The sequence below is a fragment of the Brevundimonas denitrificans genome (assembly GCF_030160755.1).
GTDB classification, from domain to species: Bacteria; Pseudomonadota; Alphaproteobacteria; order Caulobacterales; family Caulobacteraceae; genus Brevundimonas; species Brevundimonas denitrificans.
The window spans coordinates 26,327-47,598 of the sequence record NZ_BSOY01000013.1 but is presented as its reverse complement, the minus strand read 5'-3'; the positions used below and the strand labels follow the sequence as shown (position 1 = coordinate 47,598).

At 67.6% G+C, this 21,272-nt stretch carries 16 protein-coding genes; 8 read left to right on the top strand and 8 right to left on the bottom strand.

The features are described from left to right. The 7 genes from QQJ79_RS04880 to QQJ79_RS04850 form a co-directional block, all read left to right on the top strand. Window positions 1–281: SPOR domain-containing protein (locus tag QQJ79_RS04880; RefSeq protein WP_284221734.1), on the top strand; the 281-nt coding region annotated here is incomplete at its 5' end. A 105-nt stretch (window positions 282–386) separates the two neighbouring features. Continuing rightward, window positions 387–2,450, top strand: a complete 2,064-nt coding sequence (locus tag QQJ79_RS04875) for a TonB-dependent receptor plug domain-containing protein (protein WP_284221732.1) — start codon at window positions 387–389, stop codon at window positions 2,448–2,450. Between the two features lie 181 nt (window positions 2,451–2,631). After that, the gene (gene rpsF, locus QQJ79_RS04870) at window positions 2,632–3,021 is read left to right on the top strand and encodes a 30S ribosomal protein S6 (RefSeq protein ID WP_056615127.1); all 390 of its coding nucleotides are present in this window, start codon (window positions 2,632–2,634) and stop codon (window positions 3,019–3,021) included. A gap of 12 nt (window positions 3,022–3,033) precedes the next feature. Then, a complete protein-coding gene (rpsR, locus tag QQJ79_RS04865; RefSeq protein ID WP_284221729.1) occupies window positions 3,034–3,312 on the top strand; it encodes a 30S ribosomal protein S18 in 279 nt (92 codons plus the stop codon). A 1-nt stretch (window position 3,313) separates the two neighbouring features. Next, window positions 3,314–3,898 carry a 50S ribosomal protein L9 gene (rplI, locus tag QQJ79_RS04860; RefSeq protein WP_284221727.1) on the top strand — a complete coding sequence of 195 codons (585 nt, stop codon included), beginning with the start codon at window positions 3,314–3,316 and terminating at the stop codon, window positions 3,896–3,898. A 119-nt stretch (window positions 3,899–4,017) separates the two neighbouring features. Further along, the gene (locus QQJ79_RS04855; RefSeq protein ID WP_284221725.1) at window positions 4,018–4,395 is read left to right on the top strand and encodes a hypothetical protein; all 378 of its coding nucleotides are present in this window, start codon (window positions 4,018–4,020) and stop codon (window positions 4,393–4,395) included. Between the two features lie 118 nt (window positions 4,396–4,513). Then, window positions 4,514–6,001: a replicative DNA helicase gene (locus QQJ79_RS04850; RefSeq protein ID WP_284221723.1), complete on the top strand. Its 1,488-nt coding sequence runs from the start codon at window positions 4,514–4,516 to the stop codon at window positions 5,999–6,001. A gap of 3 nt (window positions 6,002–6,004) precedes the next feature. Here QQJ79_RS04850 and QQJ79_RS04845 read toward each other — a convergent pair whose 3' ends face one another. The 7 genes from QQJ79_RS04845 to QQJ79_RS04815 form a co-directional block, all read right to left on the bottom strand. Then, complete coding sequence (locus QQJ79_RS04845) at window positions 6,005–9,184, bottom strand: discoidin domain-containing protein (protein WP_284221721.1); 3,180 nt, start codon at window positions 9,182–9,184, stop codon at window positions 6,005–6,007. 157 nt (window positions 9,185–9,341) lie between these two features. Beyond that, window positions 9,342–10,166 carry a carbohydrate ABC transporter permease gene (locus QQJ79_RS04840; RefSeq protein WP_284221719.1) on the bottom strand — a complete coding sequence of 275 codons (825 nt, stop codon included), beginning with the start codon at window positions 10,164–10,166 and terminating at the stop codon, window positions 9,342–9,344. Continuing rightward, complete coding sequence (locus QQJ79_RS04835; protein ID WP_284221717.1) at window positions 10,163–11,095, bottom strand: carbohydrate ABC transporter permease; 933 nt, start codon at window positions 11,093–11,095, stop codon at window positions 10,163–10,165. Before QQJ79_RS04835 ends, QQJ79_RS04840 begins: the two co-directional genes overlap by 4 nt. Continuing rightward, entirely contained in the window at window positions 11,092–12,366 is a 1,275-nt protein-coding gene (locus QQJ79_RS04830; protein WP_284221715.1) for an extracellular solute-binding protein, read from the bottom strand. Before QQJ79_RS04830 ends, QQJ79_RS04835 begins: the two co-directional genes overlap by 4 nt. Continuing rightward, window positions 12,363–13,814 carry a glucoamylase family protein gene (locus QQJ79_RS04825; RefSeq protein ID WP_284221713.1) on the bottom strand — a complete coding sequence of 484 codons (1,452 nt, stop codon included), beginning with the start codon at window positions 13,812–13,814 and terminating at the stop codon, window positions 12,363–12,365. The genes QQJ79_RS04830 and QQJ79_RS04825 overlap by 4 nt, the downstream gene beginning before the upstream one ends. A 96-nt stretch (window positions 13,815–13,910) precedes the next feature. Next, window positions 13,911–16,889, bottom strand: coding sequence for a TonB-dependent receptor (locus QQJ79_RS04820; protein WP_284221709.1), 2,979 nt, complete (start codon window positions 16,887–16,889; stop codon window positions 13,911–13,913). Beyond that, complete coding sequence (locus QQJ79_RS04815; RefSeq protein ID WP_284221707.1) at window positions 16,889–17,977, bottom strand: LacI family DNA-binding transcriptional regulator; 1,089 nt, start codon at window positions 17,975–17,977, stop codon at window positions 16,889–16,891. The genes QQJ79_RS04820 and QQJ79_RS04815 overlap by 1 nt, the downstream gene beginning before the upstream one ends. A gap of 256 nt (window positions 17,978–18,233) precedes the next feature. Here QQJ79_RS04815 and QQJ79_RS04810 point away from each other — a divergent pair, with 256 nt between their 5' ends. Beyond that, the gene (locus QQJ79_RS04810; protein WP_284221705.1) at window positions 18,234–19,604 is read left to right on the top strand and encodes a GH1 family beta-glucosidase; all 1,371 of its coding nucleotides are present in this window, start codon (window positions 18,234–18,236) and stop codon (window positions 19,602–19,604) included. Window positions 19,605–19,607: 3 nt separating this feature from the next. Here QQJ79_RS04810 and QQJ79_RS04805 read toward each other — a convergent pair whose 3' ends face one another. Continuing rightward, window positions 19,608–21,137 carry a carboxylesterase/lipase family protein gene (locus QQJ79_RS04805; RefSeq protein ID WP_284221704.1) on the bottom strand — a complete coding sequence of 510 codons (1,530 nt, stop codon included), beginning with the start codon at window positions 21,135–21,137 and terminating at the stop codon, window positions 19,608–19,610. Window positions 21,138–21,272: the final 135 nt, after the last annotated feature.

Sequence of the window (21,272 nt, the reverse complement as noted above, 5' to 3'; positions counted from 1 at the left end):
GGCCCCCGGCCCGGCCCCCGGCGCGCGAACCGGCCCGCGAGCCCGCCGGCCGCTGGTCGGTCCAGGTCGGCGCCTTCCGCGACGAGACCGTCGCCCGCGACTGGCTGACCGAGATCAACCGCCGCTTCCGCAGCCAGTTCGCCTCGGCCGAGCGGACGGTGCAGAACGCCAGCGGATGGTACCGTTCACGCTTCACCGGCATGTCCGAACAGGGCGCCCAGGCGGCCTGTGCGACCCTGTCCGAGCGCCGGGTCACCTGCATGGTGGTGCGTCCGGAGTAGTTGGAGCCGCCACGCTTTCGACGGCAATTTCGACAGTTTCCGGTCGTGTATCCGACATATTTCGCGTCAAGGTTCGGTCCCGACACGGGTGGGGAATCGAGACACATGGCCGGAACACGCGGACGCTGGCGACTGCTCGGCGCGTCTATCCTCGCACTCTCGACGATGCTTGCAGCTGCGGCGTCCGCCCAGGCGCCGGCCTCGGCCGACCCCAACATCACGCCCTATGAACCGGCGTATTTCACCGAGTTCCGACCGGTCACGGCATGGGACATGATCGGCCGTATTCCGGGCTTCCAGTTCGATGGCGGGACCTCGGCGCGGGGGTTCGCGGGCACGGCGGGCAATGTCCTGATCGACGGCGAGCGGCCACCGACCCGCAGCGACGCCCTGTCCACCGTCCTGTCACGCATCCCGGCCTCGCAGGTGCTGCGGATCGACATCGTCCGGGCCGGGGCCGGCGGAATCGACATGCAGGGCAAGTCGGTGGTCGCCAATGTCATCCGCAAGCCCGACGCCGGCGTGACCGGGGCGATGAGCGCGGGTCTGACATTGACGGACCAGGGCCTGTTCCAGCCCAGCCTCGGGATCCAGGTCCAGCGCCAACGCGACGGCCGCTCCATGGACGGATCGTTCCGCTACAACAACGGCAGCCAGGAGACGGGCAGCGTCCGCGAGCGCCGGAATCCGGCCGGCGACGTGGTCATGATCGGCCTCGAGGACGGCGCGTTCGGGTATACGACGGCCGAGGCGACCGGCGTCTACGAGGGTCCGTTCGGCGGAGGGCGGATCCGGGCCAACGCCCTGATCAACTACAACAGCAGTGTGTATGAGGGGGCGGAAACCCTGATCCTGCCCGGCGGTCAGGAGAGCAGCCTGTCGGACGCCGTACGCTGGCGGGGCGAGGCCGGGCTTCGCTGGACCCGCAGCCTGCCGCGCGGGATGAACCTGGAGCTGGTCGGCTTCCAGTCCATCACCGACAATGACAACACGAGCCAGTACGACACGCCGTCCTTCACCTCCGACGTTCTCAGCGACCAGCTGTCGGGCGAGAGCATACTGGGCGCGACCCTGAAATTCGCCGATCTGGAAACCGGGTTCGGCGACGTCAGCTTCGAAGCCGGCACGGAGGTGGCGCTCAACTGGGTCGATAGCGCGAGCGCCTATACGTTCGACGACAGCCCCCTGCTGCTGCCGGGGGATGACACCCGCGTCGAGGAGCTGCGCAGCGAGACCTTCGTCACCGCCCGGTGGGCCGCACGAACCGACCTGAGCGTCGAGGCCAATCTGCGATACGAGCTGTCGCGCATCATCGCCACGGGCACCGCCGGCGAGGGCGAGACGACGCTGGGCTATCTGAAGCCGCGCCTGAACCTCACCTGGACGCCGGCGCCCCGCAACACCGTGACCTTCAAGCTGGAGAAGAATGTCGACCAGCTGTCGTTCGGCGCGTTCACCGCCTCGGCCGCCTTTTCGACGGGGATCTTCGGTCGCGGCAATCCCGACATCCGGCCGGCGCAGGTCTGGCTGGCGAACGCCCGCTACGAGCGGCTGTTCGACCGGCAGGGCTCCCTTGTCGCCGAATTCACCCATGAGGATTTCTCGGACGTCCTTGGAGTCGTGGTGATCGAGGAGATCCCGCCGGGCGGAACGACGCCGCGCACCTTCAACATCACCCGCAACGTCGGCACGGCGACCCGCGACAAGCTGACCCTGTCCAGCCGTCTGCCGCTGGACCGCTTCGGCTTCGAGGGCGGCATCCTGTCGGGCCAGGTCTATTATCGCTGGTCGAACACGACGGACCCCGTGACGTTTGAAGATCGCCGCCTGTCGGGCGAACAGGTGGTGGGCTGGTCCTTCGCGCTCAGCCAGAACCTCGTCGCCGAGCGGATCAGCTGGAGCGTCAGCGCCAGCAGCGGATCGGAAAGCCGCAGCTTCGGACCCAGCACCCTGTCCAACTTCCGCTCCGACCCGACCTTCAACCTCGGCCTGACCTATCGTCCCGACGCGCAGTGGAGCGTCTCGGGCGGCCTCTACATCGCCTCGGACAGTGAAAGCGACTTCACCCTGTTCAGCGGGCCCCGCAACGTCGGAGCGCCCCTCTACACCGAGGTCAGCCGCAATCCGGGCAGCAGTCAGGCCTACATATCCGTCCGGCGGTCGTTCTAGCCGTCACGCGCCTTGCCCCCCGGGCCCTTTTCCCCTATACGCGCCGCCTTTCCAGGGCTTCGGTCCTGACGCGGAGTTCCAAAGGGTTCGGGAAGTCATCCCGACCGCCGCTTCAGGATCCATCGTGGGAGAGGACTTACCCGGTCCCCTCGCGCCGACGCCCTACAAGGGAGAATACCGCATGGCTCTTTACGAGCACACGGTCATGTCGCGCCAGGATATCAGCGCGCAACAGGCCGAAGCGCTGAACGACACCATCAAGGGTTTGATCGAAGCCGGCGGCGGCACCGTCGCCAAGATCGAATACTGGGGTCTGCGCAACCTGACCTATCGGGTCAAAAAGAACCGCAAGGCGCACTATTCGCTGCTCGCCGTCGACTGCCCGCCCGCCGCCATGGCCGAGGTCGAGCGTCAGCTGTCGATCAACGAAGACGTCCTTCGCTGGCTGACCGTCCGCGTCGAGGAACTCGACCTGGAACTGTCGCCCCTGCTGGCCCGCCGCGAACGCGAGCGCGAACGTGAGCGTGAGCGCACGCCCCGCGACGACGCCGCCGCCGAAGCCACCTTTTAAGGAACCCGGAACATGACCGACACCACCGCTCCGTCGCCGGGCGCGCCGGCCGGCTCCGGCGCCGCCGGACGCCGTCCCTTCTATCGTCGCCGCAAGGTCTGCCCGTTCACGGGCGAAGGCGCGCCGAAGATCGACTACAAGGACGTCAAACTGCTGCAACGCTACATCAGCGAGCGCGGCAAGATCGTCCCGTCGCGCATCACCGCTGTTTCCCAGATCAAGCAACGCGAACTGGCCAAGGCCATCAAGCGCGCCCGTTATCTGGCCCTCCTGCCTTACGTGGTGAAATAAGATGAAGGTCGTTCTGCTTGAGCGCGTCGATAATCTCGGCGCCATCGGCGACGTCGTGTCCGTCAAGGACGGCTTCGCCCGCAACTTCCTTCTGCCGCGCGACAAGGCCCGTCGGGCCACGTCCGCGAACCTGAAGGCGTTCGAACTCGACCGCGCCGCCATCGAGGCCCGCAACGAGAAGAACAAGGCCGACGCCGCCACGATCGGCTCCAAGATCGACGGCCAGACCTATGTCATGATCCGGCAAGCCGGTGAGACGGGTCAGCTGTACGGTTCGGTCGCCGCGCGCGACATCGTCGAGGCCGTTGTGGCCGAAGGCGGCAAGGTCGAGCGCAGCCAGATCGTCCTCAACACCCCGATCAAGACGCTGGGCGTCCACGAAGTGCTGGTTCGCCTGCACGCCGAGGTCTCGGCCACCGTCAAGATCAACATCGCCCGTTCGGCCGACGAAGCCGAGCGTCAGGCGAAGGGCGAGGACGTGATCAAGGCCGCCTATGACGAGGACCGCGAACTGGCCCTCGAACAGGCCAAGGACATGGTCGCCGGCGGCGCCGGCCAGCAGGACGGCCTCGGTTCGGAAGCCTGAACCGAAGCCTTCTGATAACAAGTCAGTGATCGGGCGCGTCCAGCCGGGCGCGCCCTTTCTCTTGGCCGCTATACCGCCGCAAAGTCACGGCCAAGCTAAGCTGTCGGGGGAGATTGACGATGAAGAAACTTGCACTCGCCATCGGCATGGCCGCCTGTCTGGCCGCAGGCTCCGCGACCGCGCAGTCCGCCATGACGCTGAATGACTTCGTCACCCGCGCCAATCGCATCCCGCTGAACCCGACCGCCATGCTGCGTCCGGACGCGCACCGGCTGAAGGGCGAGGCCGAGCGCGCCTTCCGGACCGTCGGGAACGAGATTCAGACGGCGCGGACCGCCGGCCGTACGCCGCCCGCCTGTCCGCCCGAGCGGATCAATCTGGATGTCCGCCAGATGCTGGCCTTCCTCAACGGCATTCCCGAGGCCCGGCGCGAACGGATGACCGTCACCGACGGCATCCGCAACTGGATGCGGTCGCGGTACCCCTGCGCAAGCTGAGCCGTTAACTGTTCCGACTACGGAATTCCGGAACGTCCACAGCGGCCCGGAATCGCTCCCCATGAAGCCTGCGACCGGGACTGACGCAGGCCGCGCGCATGGGTAAGACATGACCCCGATGAACGCGTTCGCCCCCGTCCAATTCCCCTCGCCGATGGACTCCGGCTCCATTCCGTCGATGCCGCACAACCTGGAGGCCGAACAGGCCCTTCTGGGGTCGCTGATGTTCGACAATGCGGTGTTCGAGCGGCTGTCCGACCGGCTGCGCGGTTCGCATTTCCACGAGCCCTTCCACCAGCGGCTCTATGAGGCGATCGAGGATCACATTCGGCAGGGCATGCTGGCCGAACCGACCATTCTGATGGAGCGGTTCAAGCTGGACCCGGCGTTCCAGGAGTTCGGCGGCCTGCGCTATCTCGCCGATCTGGTCGATCGCGCCCCGCCGGCGGCCAACGCCCCCGACTACGCCCGCGTCGTCTACGATCTGGCGCTGCGCCGCGACCTGATCCGCATCGGCGGCGAGATCGTCCGGGAGGCGCCCCAGCCCGAAACCGCCGCCATCGACCAGATCGAACAGGCGGAGCAGCAGCTCTACACCCTGGCCGAGACCGGCAAGCCGTCGTCCGGCTTCGTCAGCTTCTCCAGCGCCCTCAGCGGGGCGGTGCAGATGGCGGCCGAGGCCTATCAGCGCGACGGCAAACTGGCCGGACTGGCCACCCACCTCGACGACCTCGACGCCAAGCTCGGCGGCCTGCACCCTTCCGACCTGCTGGTGCTCGCCGGCAGGCCCTCGATGGGCAAGACCGCGCTGGCGACGAACATCGCGTTCAACGTGGCCCGCAACTACCGCTGGGAGCCGACGCCGGAGGGCCGCAAGACGGTCAGCGGCGGGGTGGTGGCCTTCTACTCGCTGGAAATGAGCGCCGAGCAGCTGGCCATGCGTATCCTGGCCGACGCCTCGGGCGTGTCCTCGGACAAGCTGCGCAAGGGGGAGATCGACGCCGCCGACTTCGGCCGCATCCGCGAGGCCGCCGTCGAGATCGGCGAAAGCCCCCTGTTCATCGACGCCACCGGCGGCCTGTCCATCTCCAAGCTCGCCGCCCGCGCCCGCCGGCTGAAGCGGCAGGAGCACGGCCTCGATCTGATCATCGTCGACTATCTGCAGCTGATCACCACCGGTGAAAACAGCCAGAAGAACCGAGTGCAGGAGGTGTCTGAGATCACCGGCGCCCTCAAGGCCCTGGCCAAGGAACTGAGCGTGCCGATCCTGGCCCTGTCGCAGCTGTCACGTCAGGTCGAGCAACGCGAGGACAAGCGGCCCCAGCTGTCCGACCTGCGTGAATCCGGCTCGATCGAGCAGGACGCCGACTGCGTCATGTTCGTCTATCGCGAGAGCTACTACCTGGGCCGCGCCGAGCCGCGGGAGGGCTCGCCCGAACACCTGCAGTGGCAGGAGGACATGGACCGTCTGGAACACCAGGCCGAGGTCGTCATCGGCAAGCAACGCCACGGCCCGATCGGCATCATCAAGCTCAGCTTCGACGCCAATACGACCAAGTTCGGCAATCTGGCCCAGGGGCAGCGGTACGACAACTACGGGGACTGACGCCTACCGCATCTCCACCCGCCGCGCGCCCGTCGGGATCACCAGCTCTGACCCTGACCATTCCGCAGCGCGTCCGTCGATACGCACCCGCGCCGGCGGCGTCTCGCCCGCAGGCCACTGGATGACGAAGCCGCCCGGCGGCGCGACCTGGCCGTCCAGGGTCAGCAGATAGCCGGCGCCGTCCTCACGGAACCGGTAGGTCAGCGGTCCCCAGGCGGTGCGCACGCCCGTCACCCCGACCCCCTCGCCTTCCAGCCAGGCCGTCGGCGCGCCCGCCGCCAGCACCAAGGCGTGGTCCCGGTCGCGCTCATAGACCAGCAGGTCGAGGGTCGAGCGGATGTAGTCCGAGCTGATCCACGCATGCGGCATGTCCCCGATGAAACGCGGCTCGCGTTCGTCGCGTCCGACCACCTCGGCCCAGCCGTTCCAGGCCCGCGGCCGCATGTCGGCGAAATAGAAATCGAGCGCGCGCAGGGCGTCCCCACGGCGCCCCAGACGAACCAGGGCGCCGACGTTTCGCAGCTCATAGGGGGTGTAGTCCCGCCACGCCTGCCGGTTCTCCTGCCGCGAGGTGAAATTCTCCCACCATTTGTCGAAGGTCCGGGCAAGCAGGTCCTGCGGCAGGTCGTCGATCAGGCCGGCCGGCGACAGGCCGATGGTGGTCGAGGTGGCGTCGAAATCGCCCCGGTCGGCGGCGCCGGCGATCCAGTCGATGCCGTGCACCCGCGCGGTCGCCGCGATCGAGGCCATGATGTCGCTGCGGAACTCGGCCTCGGCGGCGCGGATGCGGGCGGCGGCGGCCGCATCGCCCAAAGCGTGGGCGATGAAGGCGGCGTCGCGGTAGCCGAGCAGGCCCCAGAAGTCGTCCCAGTAGGAATAGGCCGGACGGTCCGAATAGCCCTCATGGCTGATCGACGGCGGCAGCAGGCCGTACAGGTGGCGCTGATCCGCCGCCTCGAACGCGGGCGTCCGGGTCGAGGCGCGCAGCGCATCCATGTATCCGATGGCCGCCTGCACCTGCGGCCAGACCTCGCGCAGCAGGGCTTCGTCGCCCGTGTAGCGCCAGGTCTCGGCGGCGAGGAAGACGAACTCGCCGTGGCTGTCGTTCTCGGGCACGGGATCGGCGCCGCGGAAGTCGACGCAGCAGGGCACCTTGCCGTTGTCGAACACGAACGGGGCGTACCAGCGCAGATAGTCCGCCGACAGATCGGCGTGGCCCAGCCGGTTCAGCCCCTCGGCCATCATGGCCCCGTCGCGGATCCAGCTGCGATTATAGGATCGCGTGCCCGGCTGCAGGATCGGCCCCTGCCGCGACATCAGCATATGGGCGAGCGAGGCGCGCATGACGTCCTCGATCTGCTGCTGGCTGTCCGGCAGGGTCAGGTCGAAACGGTCGAGCTTTTCGCGCCAGCCGGCGGCGACGCGACTTCGGGCGGCGTCGAGCGTCTGCGCCACATCGGCCACCGGCGCGAGGTCCGGGGTCGGTCCGGCGAGGCGGGCGACAAGGCCGAAGATGCGGGTCTCGCCCGGTTGCAGGGTGACGTCGTACAGCAGGGCGCCCGCCATGAGCGTACTGCGGTCAGAGTCCACATGCCGCAGGGCCGGATCGCGGCGGCGGTCAGCCGCGGCCAGCAGGCTTTGCGGGTCCGCGCCGGCCGCGAACGGGGCCATCGCCACGCCGTCGGGCGCGACGAGTGTGCTGATGCGGATGGCGTCATTGAGCACCAGCGTCGAGCCGTTCCAGTCGACCTGTTCGATCGGCCCGACGCCGCCCGGAATGGCGAGGAACTGCGACGGCCCGTTGACCTGGAGCGGGCGCGCCATCAGGGCCAGCGTCAGGGTGCGGGGCCGGTTGGAGGCGTTGGTCAGGACATACTGCCCGTACAGCTGCGCCTGCTCCGGCGTTCCCTCGGCGAAGGCGGTGATGGCCAGCGTCCAGTCGTCGCCGGTCCAGGTCACGGTCGGGATGGGCAGGTCGCCGTCCTGCAGGCTCTGGCTGACGTTCACATCGGCCCAGGTCGTCAGCCGTCCGTTGTCGAGGACGAACGGCTCGATCGACGGCCCGCCGCGGCGCAGTTCGATGGCGCCGTCCTCGCCGATCAGACCGCTCTCGCCGCCGCCGTCGACGCCGACGAGGGTCCAGTAGGGCTGTTCGCCGATGAAGCCGCGCGGATAGAGGCCGCGCCGGCTCTCTTCGGCCACGGCGCGGATGAAGGCCGTCGGGCTTTCGCCGAACGACAGGGGCTCGATCTCGAGGCTGTTCAGGGCATAGGCGCCGACGGGCCGGTCGCCGCCGACGGCCGGCTGCGGAGACCGCAGATCCAGCCGGAGCCAGCGCGCGGAGGCCTCGGGCGTGCGCAGCCAGTCGACGCCGCCGTCGCCGTCGCTGATCGACGCCAGATCGCGCCAGGTCTCGCCGTCCGAAGAGGCCCGCAGCCGGTAGGCCGAGGCCGCCGCCTTCTCTGCCCAGCGCAGGGTGACCCCGCCGAACTCGCGCTCATAACCGAGGTCCAGCGTCAGGCCTTGCTCGCCGAGGCCGGCCGAGCGCCACGCCGTCGCCGGGTCATCGTCCACCGCCCGGGCCGCGACATTCAGCCCGTCCGCGCTGGTCGCGCTCGCCAGCGGCCGGGGCGGCACGGACGGTTCGGGCGGCAGTGGGCGCAGCTCCAGCTGATCGACCTCGATCCAGCCGGCTCCGCCCTCGCCAGCCGTGATGACGAACTCCACCCGCTCGGCGCCGCGGAAGGTATGATCGGGGTTCGGGCCCCAGGCGCGGGTGATCTGGCGCTTCTTGATGGTGTAGCGGGTCCACGTCGGCGTCGCCTGGAAGCCGCGAATCTGGCGCCAGTGGACATTGTCTCCCGAGGCGTCGACGAATTTGATCTCCAGCGTATTCGGCGCCATTTCGCCGCGCAGCCAGAAGCTGATCTCGTAGTTGTCGGGCACATCCAGGTCGATGGCGCGCGCAGCGAAGGCGTAGCCCGACCGGCCGTTGAAATCATAGCTCATCCGCATGGCCCGGCCGTCGTGACCGTCGATGGCGGAGATGGCGGAGGACACGTCAGTCGAGGCGTCGGCCGCCCAGGGCGCCAGGGTTTCGAACGGGTCGAGGACGCGCGGAGTCTGGGCGTGGGCCGGAAGCGCGAGGCCCATCGCGACGAAGATCAGCGCGAACATTCGCATCACAAAATACTCCGCTCATCCCGGCGAAAGCCGGGACCCAGTACTGTCCAGCGAGACGCTGGTGTTCAGGAATCGGCGACCGCGCGATCCCTCGACCCACCCTTCACCCAGAACACTGGGTCCCGGCTTTCGCCGGGATGAGCGGATCAGTGAGTGTTCAGCCCTTCACGCTCCCCGCCAGCATGCCGCGGATGTAGTAGCGCTGCAGGGCGAGGAAGAGGATCAGGACCGGGGCCACGGTGATGACGGCGCCGGCCATCATCATCTCGATGTCCTGCACATGCTCCCGCGACAGCGCGGCCAGCGCCACAGGCAAGGTGTAGTTGGACTGGTCGGTGAGGATGATCAGCGGCCACAGGAAGTCGTTCCAGCTGCCGAGGAAGACGAACAGGGCCAGGGTGACGATGATCGGCTGCAGCGTCGGCAGCACCACGCGGCGGAAGATCTGACCCTCCGAGGCGCCATCGATGCGGGCGGCCTCCAGCATTTCGTCGGGAATGCTCAGGGCGTACTGGCGCACCAGGAACAAGCCGAAGATGGAGGCCAGCCAGGGCACCAGGGCCCCGGCGTAGGTGTTCACCAGCCCCATCTGTTTGAGCATCAGGAACAGCGGCAGGGTGCCGATCTGGGCCGGAACGACGAGCGCCGCGACCAGCAGCTGGAACACCCTGTCCCGGCCCTTGAACGTCAGTTTGGCGAAGGCGTAGCCGGCCGGGACGGTGAAGGCGAGCGCCAGGCCGGTGGCCATCGAGGCCAGGGCGAAACTGTTCCAGAGGTAGCGGCCCATGCCCTGGGTCAGGAACAGGTCGCGGTAGTGATCCAGCGTCCAGGTCTTCGGCAGCAAAGGCGGCGGGAAGACCGCGGCCTCGCCGGTCGACATGAAGCTGACTGACACCATCCAGGCCAGCGGGAACAGGACCAGCAGGGCGATGAAGGCCACGGCGAGGTTGAGGGCGATGGCTTTGACGGTCCGGCCCCTCATTCGTAGGCTCCCATCCGCTTGGCGACCGCCAGCTGCACCAGGGTGACGGCCAGGATGCAGAGGAAGAGGACGAAGGCGACGGCGCTGGCCGAGCCGAGGTTCCACCATTTGAAGCCCTCTTCATACATGAAGTAGAGCACCGTCACGGTGGATTGGGCCGGGCCGCCCTGGGTCATCACATAGGGTTCGGCGAACAGCTGGAAGAAGCCGGCGACCGAGATGATCGAGACCAGCAGCAGGGTCGGGGCGATGGCCGGCAGGGTGACGTGTTTGAACTGCTTCCACGGCCCGGCCCCGTCGATGCGCGCGGCCTCATAGAGGTCGTCCGGCACGGTCTGCAGAACCGCGAGGAAGATCAGCATATTGTAGCCGAAGATCTTCCAGACCACGAACATCAGGATGGCCGGGATCGAGGTCGAGGGCTGCCCCAGCCAGTCGACGGCGGGCAGGCCGAGGCTCTGGATCGCCCAGTTGATGATGCCGTAGCGGGTGTGCAGCAGGTAGTTCCACAGCACCGCGGTGGCCACGAGGGTCGTGACATAGGGGGCGAAGAACATCACCCGCCACAGCGGACGCCACTTCACCACCCGCGCATTGAGGATCACGGCGGCCCCCAGCGAGGTGATGATCGACAGCGGCACGCCGATCACGGCGAACAGGCCGGTGTTCTTCATCGCCGTCCAGAACAGCGGATTGCCCAGCAGCCGCTCATAGTTCTGCAGGCCGACGAAGCGGACGTTGCCGATGTCGGCGAGGGCGTAGATGTCGAAATCGGTCAGGCTGAGCAGCAGGGCCGAGAAGACCGGGATGGCGAAGAAGAGGCCGATGGCGATCAGGGACGGGGCGACGAAGCCCCAGGCCGCCCGCTCGCGCGACCGACGGGTTCCGGCCCGGCGGGCCGGTCTGGCGATGACGGGAACAGCGGTCATACGGCCCTCCCCTGCTCGATCATCCAGCGGCGCTTTTCCAGCAGACGGTCGGCGCGGCGGTCGATCTCGGCGGCGGCGGCGCGGGGCGCATATTCGCCGCGAACCATCCGCTCGGCGACGATCTGCATCTCGGTGACGATCCGCTCCCATTCGGGGACCTTGGGCACAGCCTTGGCCCGCGACAGCTGGCCCTTGAAGGCGGCGATATAGGGATCGCCGGCCACGGCCGGCGTCGCCCAGGCGCTCTCGCGGGCGGGCAGGTTGCCAGTGATGCCGTTGAACCGCGCCTGCACCGCCGGATCGGACAGGAAGCGCACCAGTTTCCACGCCGCCTCCTGATGCGGCGAATGGCGATAGACCACCAGCGACGACCCGCCCGGGGCCGAGGCCCCCGGCCCGGTCGGCCCGGGAACGCCCGAGGTCATCCAGCGCGTCTCGGGCTTCAGCCGGTCCTTGAACTCGCCGATGGTCCAGGGGCCCGAGAAGTAGAAGCTGAACCAGCCCCGCTCGAACTCGGTCCAGACGTTGGAGATCTGCGTCGAGGAGGCTACCGGAGCCAGGCCCTCGTCGAACAGGCTCTTGTAGAACTCCAGGGCGGCGATGAAGGAGGCGCTGGAGAAATTGCCGCGCGTGTCGCGGTCCCGCAGCAGCGGCTCGGCGCCCTGCAGGCCGAAGGTCAGCAGCTGTTCGAACTCATTGACCGGCAGGAGGACGGCGTAGGCGCCCGACGGGGCCACGCGCTTGACCGCATGCATGGCGGCCTTCCAGCCGTCCCAGGTCTGGGGCACGGCGGCGAACCCGGCCCGCTCCAGCATGTCAGAGCGATAGTAGATCAGGCGGGTGTCGACATACCAGGGCGTGCCGACGACCTGTCCGCCGATCCGGTTGGTCTCGAGCACCGCCGGAAACTGGTCGGTCAGCAGGTCAGCGGCGAAGGCCGGCGTCGGGCTGATGGCGCCGATGGCGGCCATCTCGGACACCCAGGTATTGCCCACCTGGCTGAGGTCCGGCAGCGAATTGCCGGCATAGGCCGTCAGCAGCTTGGAGTGGGCGGCCGTCCACGGCAGGGCCTGGACATTGACCGTGATGCCGGGGTTCAGCCGCTCGAACTCGGGCAGGATCTGCGGGACGTTGGTCGCCTCATTGCCCATGGCCCAGAAGGACAGGCGCGTCCTTCCGTCATCACGCGGGCCGCAGCCGGCGACGCCCGAGACCGCGGCCCCGGCCAGAAGTCCGAGCGTGGATCGCCGGTCCGGCCGGGCCTCGATCACGCGCGTTCCAGCCAGCCGCCGGTGAACCCGGCCCGCTTGAGCCCTCGCACCAGATTGGGGTCGCCCTGCATACGCTCCCAAACGACGGCCGTGCGATGGTTCTCGATCTGGATGACGATCGGTCCCTGGTCGATGCCCAGATAGTCGCCGTCGACCCAGCCCACGCCGGGGACGATCCGTCCATGCTGCAGCCGGCCCTGACGCTCGGTCAGCGTCGGATTGAACGAGTCGAGGAAGCCGAACTCGGTGTAGATGGCGGCGCCATAGCGGGCCTTCATGGCGACGACGCCGCGTTCAACCGCGTCGGGTCCGAACGGCATGGAGGCGGCCATGGCCGTCGGCGCGATCGTGCCGTCGTCGCGCTCGCCGGGGCCGCGGGCCGAATAGCTGAAGAACTCCCGTTCGCGCCCGTCGATGACCTGTTTGAAATCGCCCGGCCCGTCGCAGGCTGTCAGGCCCCAGACGTCCTCCGAATAGCCGGCCCAGCCCATCGGATTGTCGACGGCGTATTTCTGCTGCGCCTGCACCGCCAGGATGCTGTTGTAGTGATAGGTCCACAGATAGCGGCTGCCGACCGCCTCGCTCTTCGCCCGCATCCAGGCGTCCTGGATGGTGCGGAAGTCGATGTACATATGGCTGTACTGGTGCCCGAACATCGGTGCGAAATGCAGGTGCGCCGGGCCCCAGCGGTCCGTCCAGCTGCGATCATAGACGCCGCACCACTCGTCCCAGACGGTCGCGGGAACCGGATGCGTCCGGCTGCCGATGGCCAGCAGAAGCACCAGCATGCCTTCGTTGTAGACGTGCCAGTCGGCCTCGATGAAGCCGGTCTCCGGATGCCAGCCCATCGAGATGCGGTTGGGCCGGACCATGACCCAGTCCCACTCGATCCGGTCATAGACGGCCTGGGCCACCCGACGGATCTCGGCCTCGTCGGCATGATCGCCGTCGAACCAGCGGGCGCAGAACAACATGCCGGCGACCAGCAGGGTGGTGTCGACCGTCGACAGCTCGGTGCGGCCGAAGCGGTGGCCGGTGCGCATGTCGAGGAAGTGATAGAAGAAGCCCTTGTGACCGCTGACGCCGGTCGCCTCCGGTCCTTGCGGTGCGTCGTGGAAGAAGCGGATCGTGGTCAGGGTGCGCTCGCGCGCCTCCTCGCGGCTCATCCAGCCCCGCTCGACCCCGATCGGCCAGCAGGTCAGGGCGAAACCGACGGCCGCCACGGAGGAGAAGGACTCGGTCGGCCAGCGGTCAGGCGTCAGGCCGTTGGCCCGGTTGGTGACGTGGGTGAACCAGTTGAAGGTGCGCTGTTGCAGCTCATCCGTCGCGGGATAGACGCGCGGCGGCGTCGGCCGGAAATACTCCAGGCCCGCTCCCCCGCAGCCGGACAGCCCCAGGGCCGTCGCGCCGGCGACCGTGGAACCCAACAGAAACCGGCGACGATCCATGGGCTCCATCCTCATACTCTAAACGCAAATCAGTCAAAAAAAGTCAGCCGCCCCCCGGTCAAGATCCGGGAGGCGGCCGTCAGGCACGGGGAGAGACTACCAGCGGTAACGCAGGCCGAGCTGGAAACTGCGCGTCGGCAGGTACTGTCCGCGCGGATCGCGGTATTCCGACGAGCAGAAGCACTGTTCGAAGTTGGAGTAGTTCTCGAAGTTGAACACGTTGATCGCGTCCAGGATCAGCTCGACCGACTGGCCGTTGAACACATCGAATTCCTTGGTCAGACGCAGGTCGACCTGGCGGAAGGCGAAGGAGTTCGGGAAGAACAGGAAGTCCTCCTTGTCCGGCCGGCCGCCGTTCCAGCAGATGTCCGGGTTCGTCGCATTGGGACAGACGAACTGGGTGAACGGCAGGCCCGAACCGAGGGTCAGGATGCCCGACAGGCGGAAGTCGAACGGCAGGGCGACGATGCCCGTCGCCACGATCCGGTGCCGTTCGTCCTGGTTGGTCGGGAAGGTCGGCGACAGACCCGGCCGGTTGTAGTCGAAGTCGAAGCCGGTGAGGCCGCCGTCACGGCTGCCGTTACGCTCGGACTCCGACAGGGTGTAGGTGAACGACATGCCCCAGCCGCTGTCGTTGTCGAACGGCTTGTCGACGGTCAGATACATGGCCTTGAAGGTCTGTTCGGCGTCGTTGTTGCCGAAGAAGATCAGGTTGCGGAACTCCGGATGGCCGACCGAACCGGGCGTGGGGCCGGAGAAGCGGTTGCCCGTCTCGGACCCTGCGTTGGCGATGTACCAGGCGAACAGGTTCTCGGTCTTGCCGTAGGCGAAGGTCAGGGCGGTCTGGAAATCGCCGAACTTCTGGCGGACGCCGAAGTTGAACTGGTCGGTCCGCGGCGGCTCCATATCGTTGTTGATAAGGAAGATTTCGCCGGAACCCGGCGTGGCGGCCAGCAGGGGATCGAGCCCGGCGGGGGTCAGATAGGCCGGGTTCCAGGCCACGGTGTTGACGCCGCCGCGCATGCCGCCGGCCACGGAGAAGAAAATTTCCTTGTTGAACTGGAAGGGCTTGAAGCGTTCGTCGAAGGCGAAGTTGAAGCCGACCCGGTCGTAGTAGCGGCCAGCGCCGCCGAAGATCACCGTCCGCTCGTCGTCGAAGACGTCGAACGAGAAGCCGATGCGCGGCTGGAAGGCGCCGGCGAAGGCGTCGCGGCCGTCGGTGATGTAGTCCGCCGGGTTGAAGTAGGACGGGAAGTCATAGCCCGGCAGGGCCTGGATGGCGTTCAGCGTGTCGCGGATGGATTGCGGCGTCACATAGTCGTTGTTGACGGCGTTGTCCTCATAGTCCCAACGCAGGCCGAGGTTGACCTCCAGCTGGCTGGAAATCTGCCAGTCGTCCTGGATGTAGACGCCGAAGACATTGTTATCGACGTCGGCCGGCTCGACGAAGGCGCCCAGTTCGACCCGGACCGGGATGTCCCGGCTGCCGTTGATTTCCGGACGCGCATCGACGTCGAAAATGAACTGAGGGTTCCGGCCGAACTGCTTGTTCACATACATGTTCTGGGCCGAGAACTTCACGCCCATCTTGATGGTGTGCTGGCCGTTCCATTCGATGTCGTTGAGCGTCAGGTCGTCGCGGAAGGTGAAGCTCCGCTGACGGATGTCCTGGTTGTTGCTCTGGCCGCCGGTGTTGAACACCGTGTCTTCGCGGTTGAACACATTGTACTGGAACCCCGGCGCGGCGTTGTCATCGCGGAAGATGACGTACGACCGGCCGTAGTCCGAGAAGTTCAGAGCCGTCGGGTTGTAGTTGTATTCATAGAAGTCGAACTGGACCTCGTTCAGGAAGCCGTCGCCCTGGTACTGGTGGCGCAGCACGACCGAGGACACGTCGGTGTTGATCTCGTTGGCGCGGCTGTAGGCGTTGTTGCCGCCGAAGTCGCGGATGTCGGCCTCGGTGCGGTAGGTCGCGCTCAGATCCAGCCTTTGACGGTCGTCGATCGACCACGACAGCTTGCCGAAGAACAGGTCTTCCTCGAACGGCGCGTCGAAGGTGCCGGTGTCGGCGCCGAACAGCGGCGCGTAGGCGGACCGGGACAGGGCGACGGTGTTGCGGCGGGTCTCGTCCTTGCGCTCATAGGCGGCGAAGAAGTGCAACCGGTCCTCGATGATCGGACCGCCGAGCGACCCGCCGTACTGCAGGCGCTCGACGCCGACTTCGTCGCCTCTGTAGTTTTCCGATGTCCAGTCGCTGTCCTGGTAGGTGATGAAGGCGTCGCCGGTCAGCTCATTGGTGCCCGAACGGGTCACCGAGGTGACGATCGAGGACGAGGCCTGCTCATACTCGGCCTTGAAGTTCTGGGAGATGACCCGGAATTCCTGGATGGCGACCTGCGGGAAGGGGTTGCCTCGGCTGTCGTCCTGACCGCCGACGCCGCCGTCGATGATGGTCGACTTCTGGTTCTGGCCGTCGATGAAGACGTTGATCGCCGAGGCGCCCTGGCCGCCGGCCGAGATGGTCCGCTCGGTCTCGCCCTCGGTGACCCGCACGCCGGGCGCGAGCGCCGCGAAGTTCAGGAAGTTGCGGCTGATCTGCGGCAGGTTGTTGATCTGGGTCTGGCTGACGTTGGTCGCGACTTCCGAGGTCCGCACCTCGAAGATGCGGCGGCCGGTGACGACCACGTCGTCGAGCTCGGAGGCGCCGGCCTCAGTGGAACCGGTTACAACAGGGGCCACATCGAGATCGAGCGTGGCGACCTGACCCAGGGAGATGGTGATCAGATCCTCGACGGTCTGGCCGTCCGCCGTGGTGACGTTGATGCGATAGGTGCCGGGGCGCAGGCCCGAGAGCACATAGCCGCCGTCGCCGCCGATCCGGCCCCGGCTCACATAGCCGGTGGCGACTTCAGTCGCCGTGATGCTGCCGCCAGTCTCGACCGCCTGGCCTTCGTAGATCGTCCCCCGGAGGGTGGACGTGGCGCCCTGGGCCGAGGCGCCGCCGGCGCAGGCCAGTGAAACGGCCATGGCGAGGGCGGAGGCCGCCCCCAGATACTGGATCGTCTTGCGGGTCATCAGGAATTCTCCCCCTTCAGAGATGGCGTTTCGGCGAGGGCGCGAAGGCGTTCGCCGGCGTTGGATGGAACGGAACTGGCTTCGGTCGGTGTCGCCGGATTGCTGGACGGGCGTACGACCAATTCGGGGCGCACGATCTCGCAGGCGGTGTCGGCGACGGCTTCGCCCGCTGCGTTGATGAGGCGGACGAGGCGCTCAAGCGCGCTTCGTCCGGTTTCGGCGATGTGGATTCTCAGGGTGGTCAGCCCGGGCCGAACCAGGCTCGCGATCGGGACATCATCGAAGCCGATGATGGCCACGTCCTCCGGGATGCGCAGCCCCCCGTCCTGCAGCGCCAGCATGGCGCCGACGGCCATGTTGTCGTTGCCGGCGAAGACGGCGTCGGGGCGAGGCTCTCGCCGCGCCAGCGCCACGCCCGCCGCATGGCCGGAGGCCTGGGTGAACTCACCCTCGACGACCGACGTCGGAAGACCCGCGCGCGCCATCGCCTGGAGATAGCCCGCCAGACGCGCCTCGGCCTCGAGGTTGCCGGCCGGTCCGGCGATGTGGACGATGCGACGACGGCCGGTCGCGACCAGATGCTCGACCGCCAGCACCGCGCCGCCGTGATTGTCGACGACAATGGACGGCCGGCCCGCGGCGGCGCCGCCGTTCATCAGCAGGATCGGGGTCCGCCCGGCCAGGCCAGCGGCCAGGTTGGCGGCGTCCAGATGGGGCGACAGCACGATCAGGCCATCGACGCGGCCGCGCATGGAGCGAATGGCGGCCGACGCCTCCTCCGCGTCGTCATGCGAACTGGAGACGATCAGATGATAGCCCAGCGAGCGGGCGGCCACGTCCATGCCGCGGATCAGTTCGGAAAAGAACTCCCCGTAAAGGTCCGGCAGGATCACGCCGATCGTCTGGGTCTTGCTGGTCGACAGGCTGCGGGCGCCCGAATGGGGCACATACTGCAGCGCCCGGGCGGCCTCGAGGACCTTGTTCCTGGTGGCTTCAGTGACCGGCCCGGCGCCGTTCAGCACGCGCGAAACGGAGGCGACGGACACTTCGGCCCGTTCGGCGACATCGCGGATCGTGGCGGCCTTCATGCCGCCGCCCCCACGCAGATGTGCCGGATCGCCCTCAGCGCCAAAGTCCATCCTCCCTGAGCGTTTCCAGTCCCGGCCCGCTTTGCGCGGGTCCGTCCGAAAAAACCGTGTAACCGATTACATGACACACTAGTAATGCCCCCCGCAAGTGCCCTAGTTTGGCCACACCGAGGTTGTGCTCACGGTTCCGGGCGCGTACCGACCGCCCCCTGCCCGACCATCCAGTTTGATTTCCCGCTCTCCGAGGCCCCGCGACATGACTTCAAAAAACACAGGCAACTATCGGTTTCCCGAAGGTTTTCTGTGGGGCGCCGCGACGGCCGCCTATCAGATTGAGGGCTCATCCATGGCCGACGGCGCCGGCGCCTCGATCTGGGACCGCTTCAGCCACACCCCGGGCATGATGCTGAACGGCGACACCGGCGACGTGGCCTGCGACCACTACAACCGCTGGCGCGAGGACATCGATCTGATGACCCGGCTGAACCTGCAGGCCTACCGATTCTCGGTCAGCTGGAGCCGGGTCATGCCGGAGGGCCGCGGCCGCATCAACGACCAGGGTCTGGCCTTCTATGACCGCTTGATCGACGGCCTGCTCGAGAAGGGCATCGAACCGCTCTGCACCCTGTATCACTGGGACCTGCCCGCGGCGCTGGACGACCGCGGCGGCTGGCTCAACCCCGACATCGCCGACTGGTTCGCCGACTACGGCCAGGTCCTGTTCGAGAAATTCAAGGGCCGGGTGAAGACCTGGGGCACGATCAACGAGCCGTGGGTCATCGTCGACGGCGGCTATCTGCACGGCGCCCTGGCGCCCGGCCACAAGTCGGCCTTCGAGGCCATGATCGCCGGCCACAACGTCCTGCGCGCCCATGGCGCGGCGGTGAAACGCTTCCGTGAGGTGGGCGAGGGCCAGATCGGCATCGTCCTCAACATCGAGCCCAAATACCCCGCCTCGGACAAGCCCGAGGACGAGGCGGCGCGCAAACGCGCCGAGGCCCAGATGAACCGCTGGTTCCTAGACCCGCTGATGGGCCGCGGCTATCCGGAGGAGTTGAAGGACGTCTACGGCGAGGCCTACCGCGAGTTCCCGCAGGAAGACTTCGACCTGATCGCCACCCCGACGGACTGGATGGGGCTGAACTGGTACACCCGCTCCGTGCCCGAGAACGCGCCCGACGCCTGGCCTGTGCGCGCCCGCCCGGTGAAACAGATCCAGCACGCCCACACGGAAACCGGCTGGGAGGTCTATCCCCCCGCCCTGACCGACACCCTGGTCTGGCTGCACGAACAGACCGGCGGCAAGCTGCCGCTGATGGTCACCGAGAACGGTTCGGCCTGGTACGACCCGCCCCACGCCATCGACGGCCGCATTCAGGATCCGATGCGCGTCGACTATCTGAAGAACCACCTCAAGGCCCTGCACGACGCCATCGGCAAGGGCGTCGACATCCGCGGCTATATGGCGTGGTCGCTGCTCGACAATCTCGAATGGTCGCTGGGCTATTCCAAACGCTTCGGCATCACCCACGTGAACTTCCTCACCCAGGAGCGGACCATCAAGGACTCCGGCCTGCTCTACGCCGAGGTCATCAAGACCCACGGCGAGGTGCTGAACACGCTCTGAGTCTCACCGCACCCGGTCGTAGAAGGCCTCGATCAGGTCGAGCCGGTCGGCGTTCGGAATTGGCCGCGCCACCGGTCCATGGTTGGTGAAGTCCAGCAGCCGGTCGCGTTCGGCCCCGAACTCCGGCCAGGTCGGCCGGCCCGGACCATTGGGGTTCCCCGTGGCCGCAAAGGTCGTCCAGTAGTCGGCCATGGCCGTCGCCGCCCGCTCATCGCGCTCGCCCATCGGCCGTCCGACCGTGTGCAGATTGTCGAACACATAGGGCCGCTCCGAGGCATGGGTGGCGCCGCCGCTGGGCCCGGGATTGGACTCGGGTACCACGTCGAACCGGTACAGCCAGGTCGGATGGCCGCCGGCCGCGTGCAGCCGCGCCAGGCGCCGCGCCGGCTCATTGAACACCAGGTCGCTGACGACATGCTGGTCATAGCCCTCGGGCCCGCCATAGGCCGCCAGCAGGGCGTCATGCTCGGCCTCGGTCATGGCGTCGTCGGTGCGGCCATAGGCGCCGGCGTCAGAGGGCCGGATCCACCAGAACTCGGCGCTGTTGGCGCCGAGGATCAGCGGCAGCGGCGCCTGTCGTCCGGCGGCGAAAGCCTCGACGACGTCCTCGGTCAGCACGACGCCATCGACGATCAGATTGTCGCTGTAGAACGCCGGCATGGGGCTGAGCAGACGCTCGGCGGGAACCGCACGCAGGTCGTCGGCCGTCACGTCCGCCGCCAGACCGGCGCCGCGCGCCCAGGCCCGTCCCAGCGACTGCGCCGAGGGACGGCCCGGGCGATCCAGGGCCAGTTCGGCCGACCGCTGCCGACCCATGCCCGACTGCACGACCGCGCGGTGGAACAGGCCCCGGGCCGACGGCGCGACCATCAACTGGGTCACCGCGGCGCCCCCCGCCGACTCGCCGAAGACGGTGACATTCGAGGGATCGCCCCCGAAGGCCGCCGCATTGTCCCGCACCCACTCGAGGGCCGCGATCTGGTCCATCAGTCCGTAGTTCGCCGCCGGTTCCTCCCGCCCTCGTTCCGCCGCCAGCGCCGGATGATCGAAGAAGCCCAGCCGTCCCAGCCGGTAGTTGATCGTCACCACGACGACGCCGCGCCTCGCCAGTTTCGTCCCGTCGTAGAGCGCCGCCGTTCCCGAGCCATTGTTGTATCCGCCGCCATGGATCCAGACCATGACCGGCAGAGGCGCGCCGCCGCGTGCTTCCGGCGTCCAGACGTTCAGCGTCAGACAGTCCTCGCTCATCGGCAGGGGACCGACGCCGGGGTCGCCGTTGGCCGGCGGCTGGATGCAGATGGCGCCGTAGTCGGCCGCCGGCCGCTCGCCCTGCCAGGTCGGCGGCGGCTGCGGCCTGAGCCAGCGCAGCGGCCCGACGGGCGGGGCCGCGAACGGCACGCCCTTGAAGCTTTCGACCCCGTCCGCCGCCGCACCGACCAGCATCCCCTGCTCCGCGCGAACCCGGGGCGCGGCGCGATCGGATTGGGCAGGAGAGATCATGAGGGCGGCCGCCGCGAGGAGGGAAACAAACATTATACGATCACTCTAGCCAAACCGCGGAGTTTGGCCCACTTGGCAAGCGGCCCGGATGAACCGCCCGGGCCGCCAAGCGTTACCGCAGGCGTGATCGGGGCTGTCGCGTATTGGCAGTGGGGGGCTAGTCGCTGA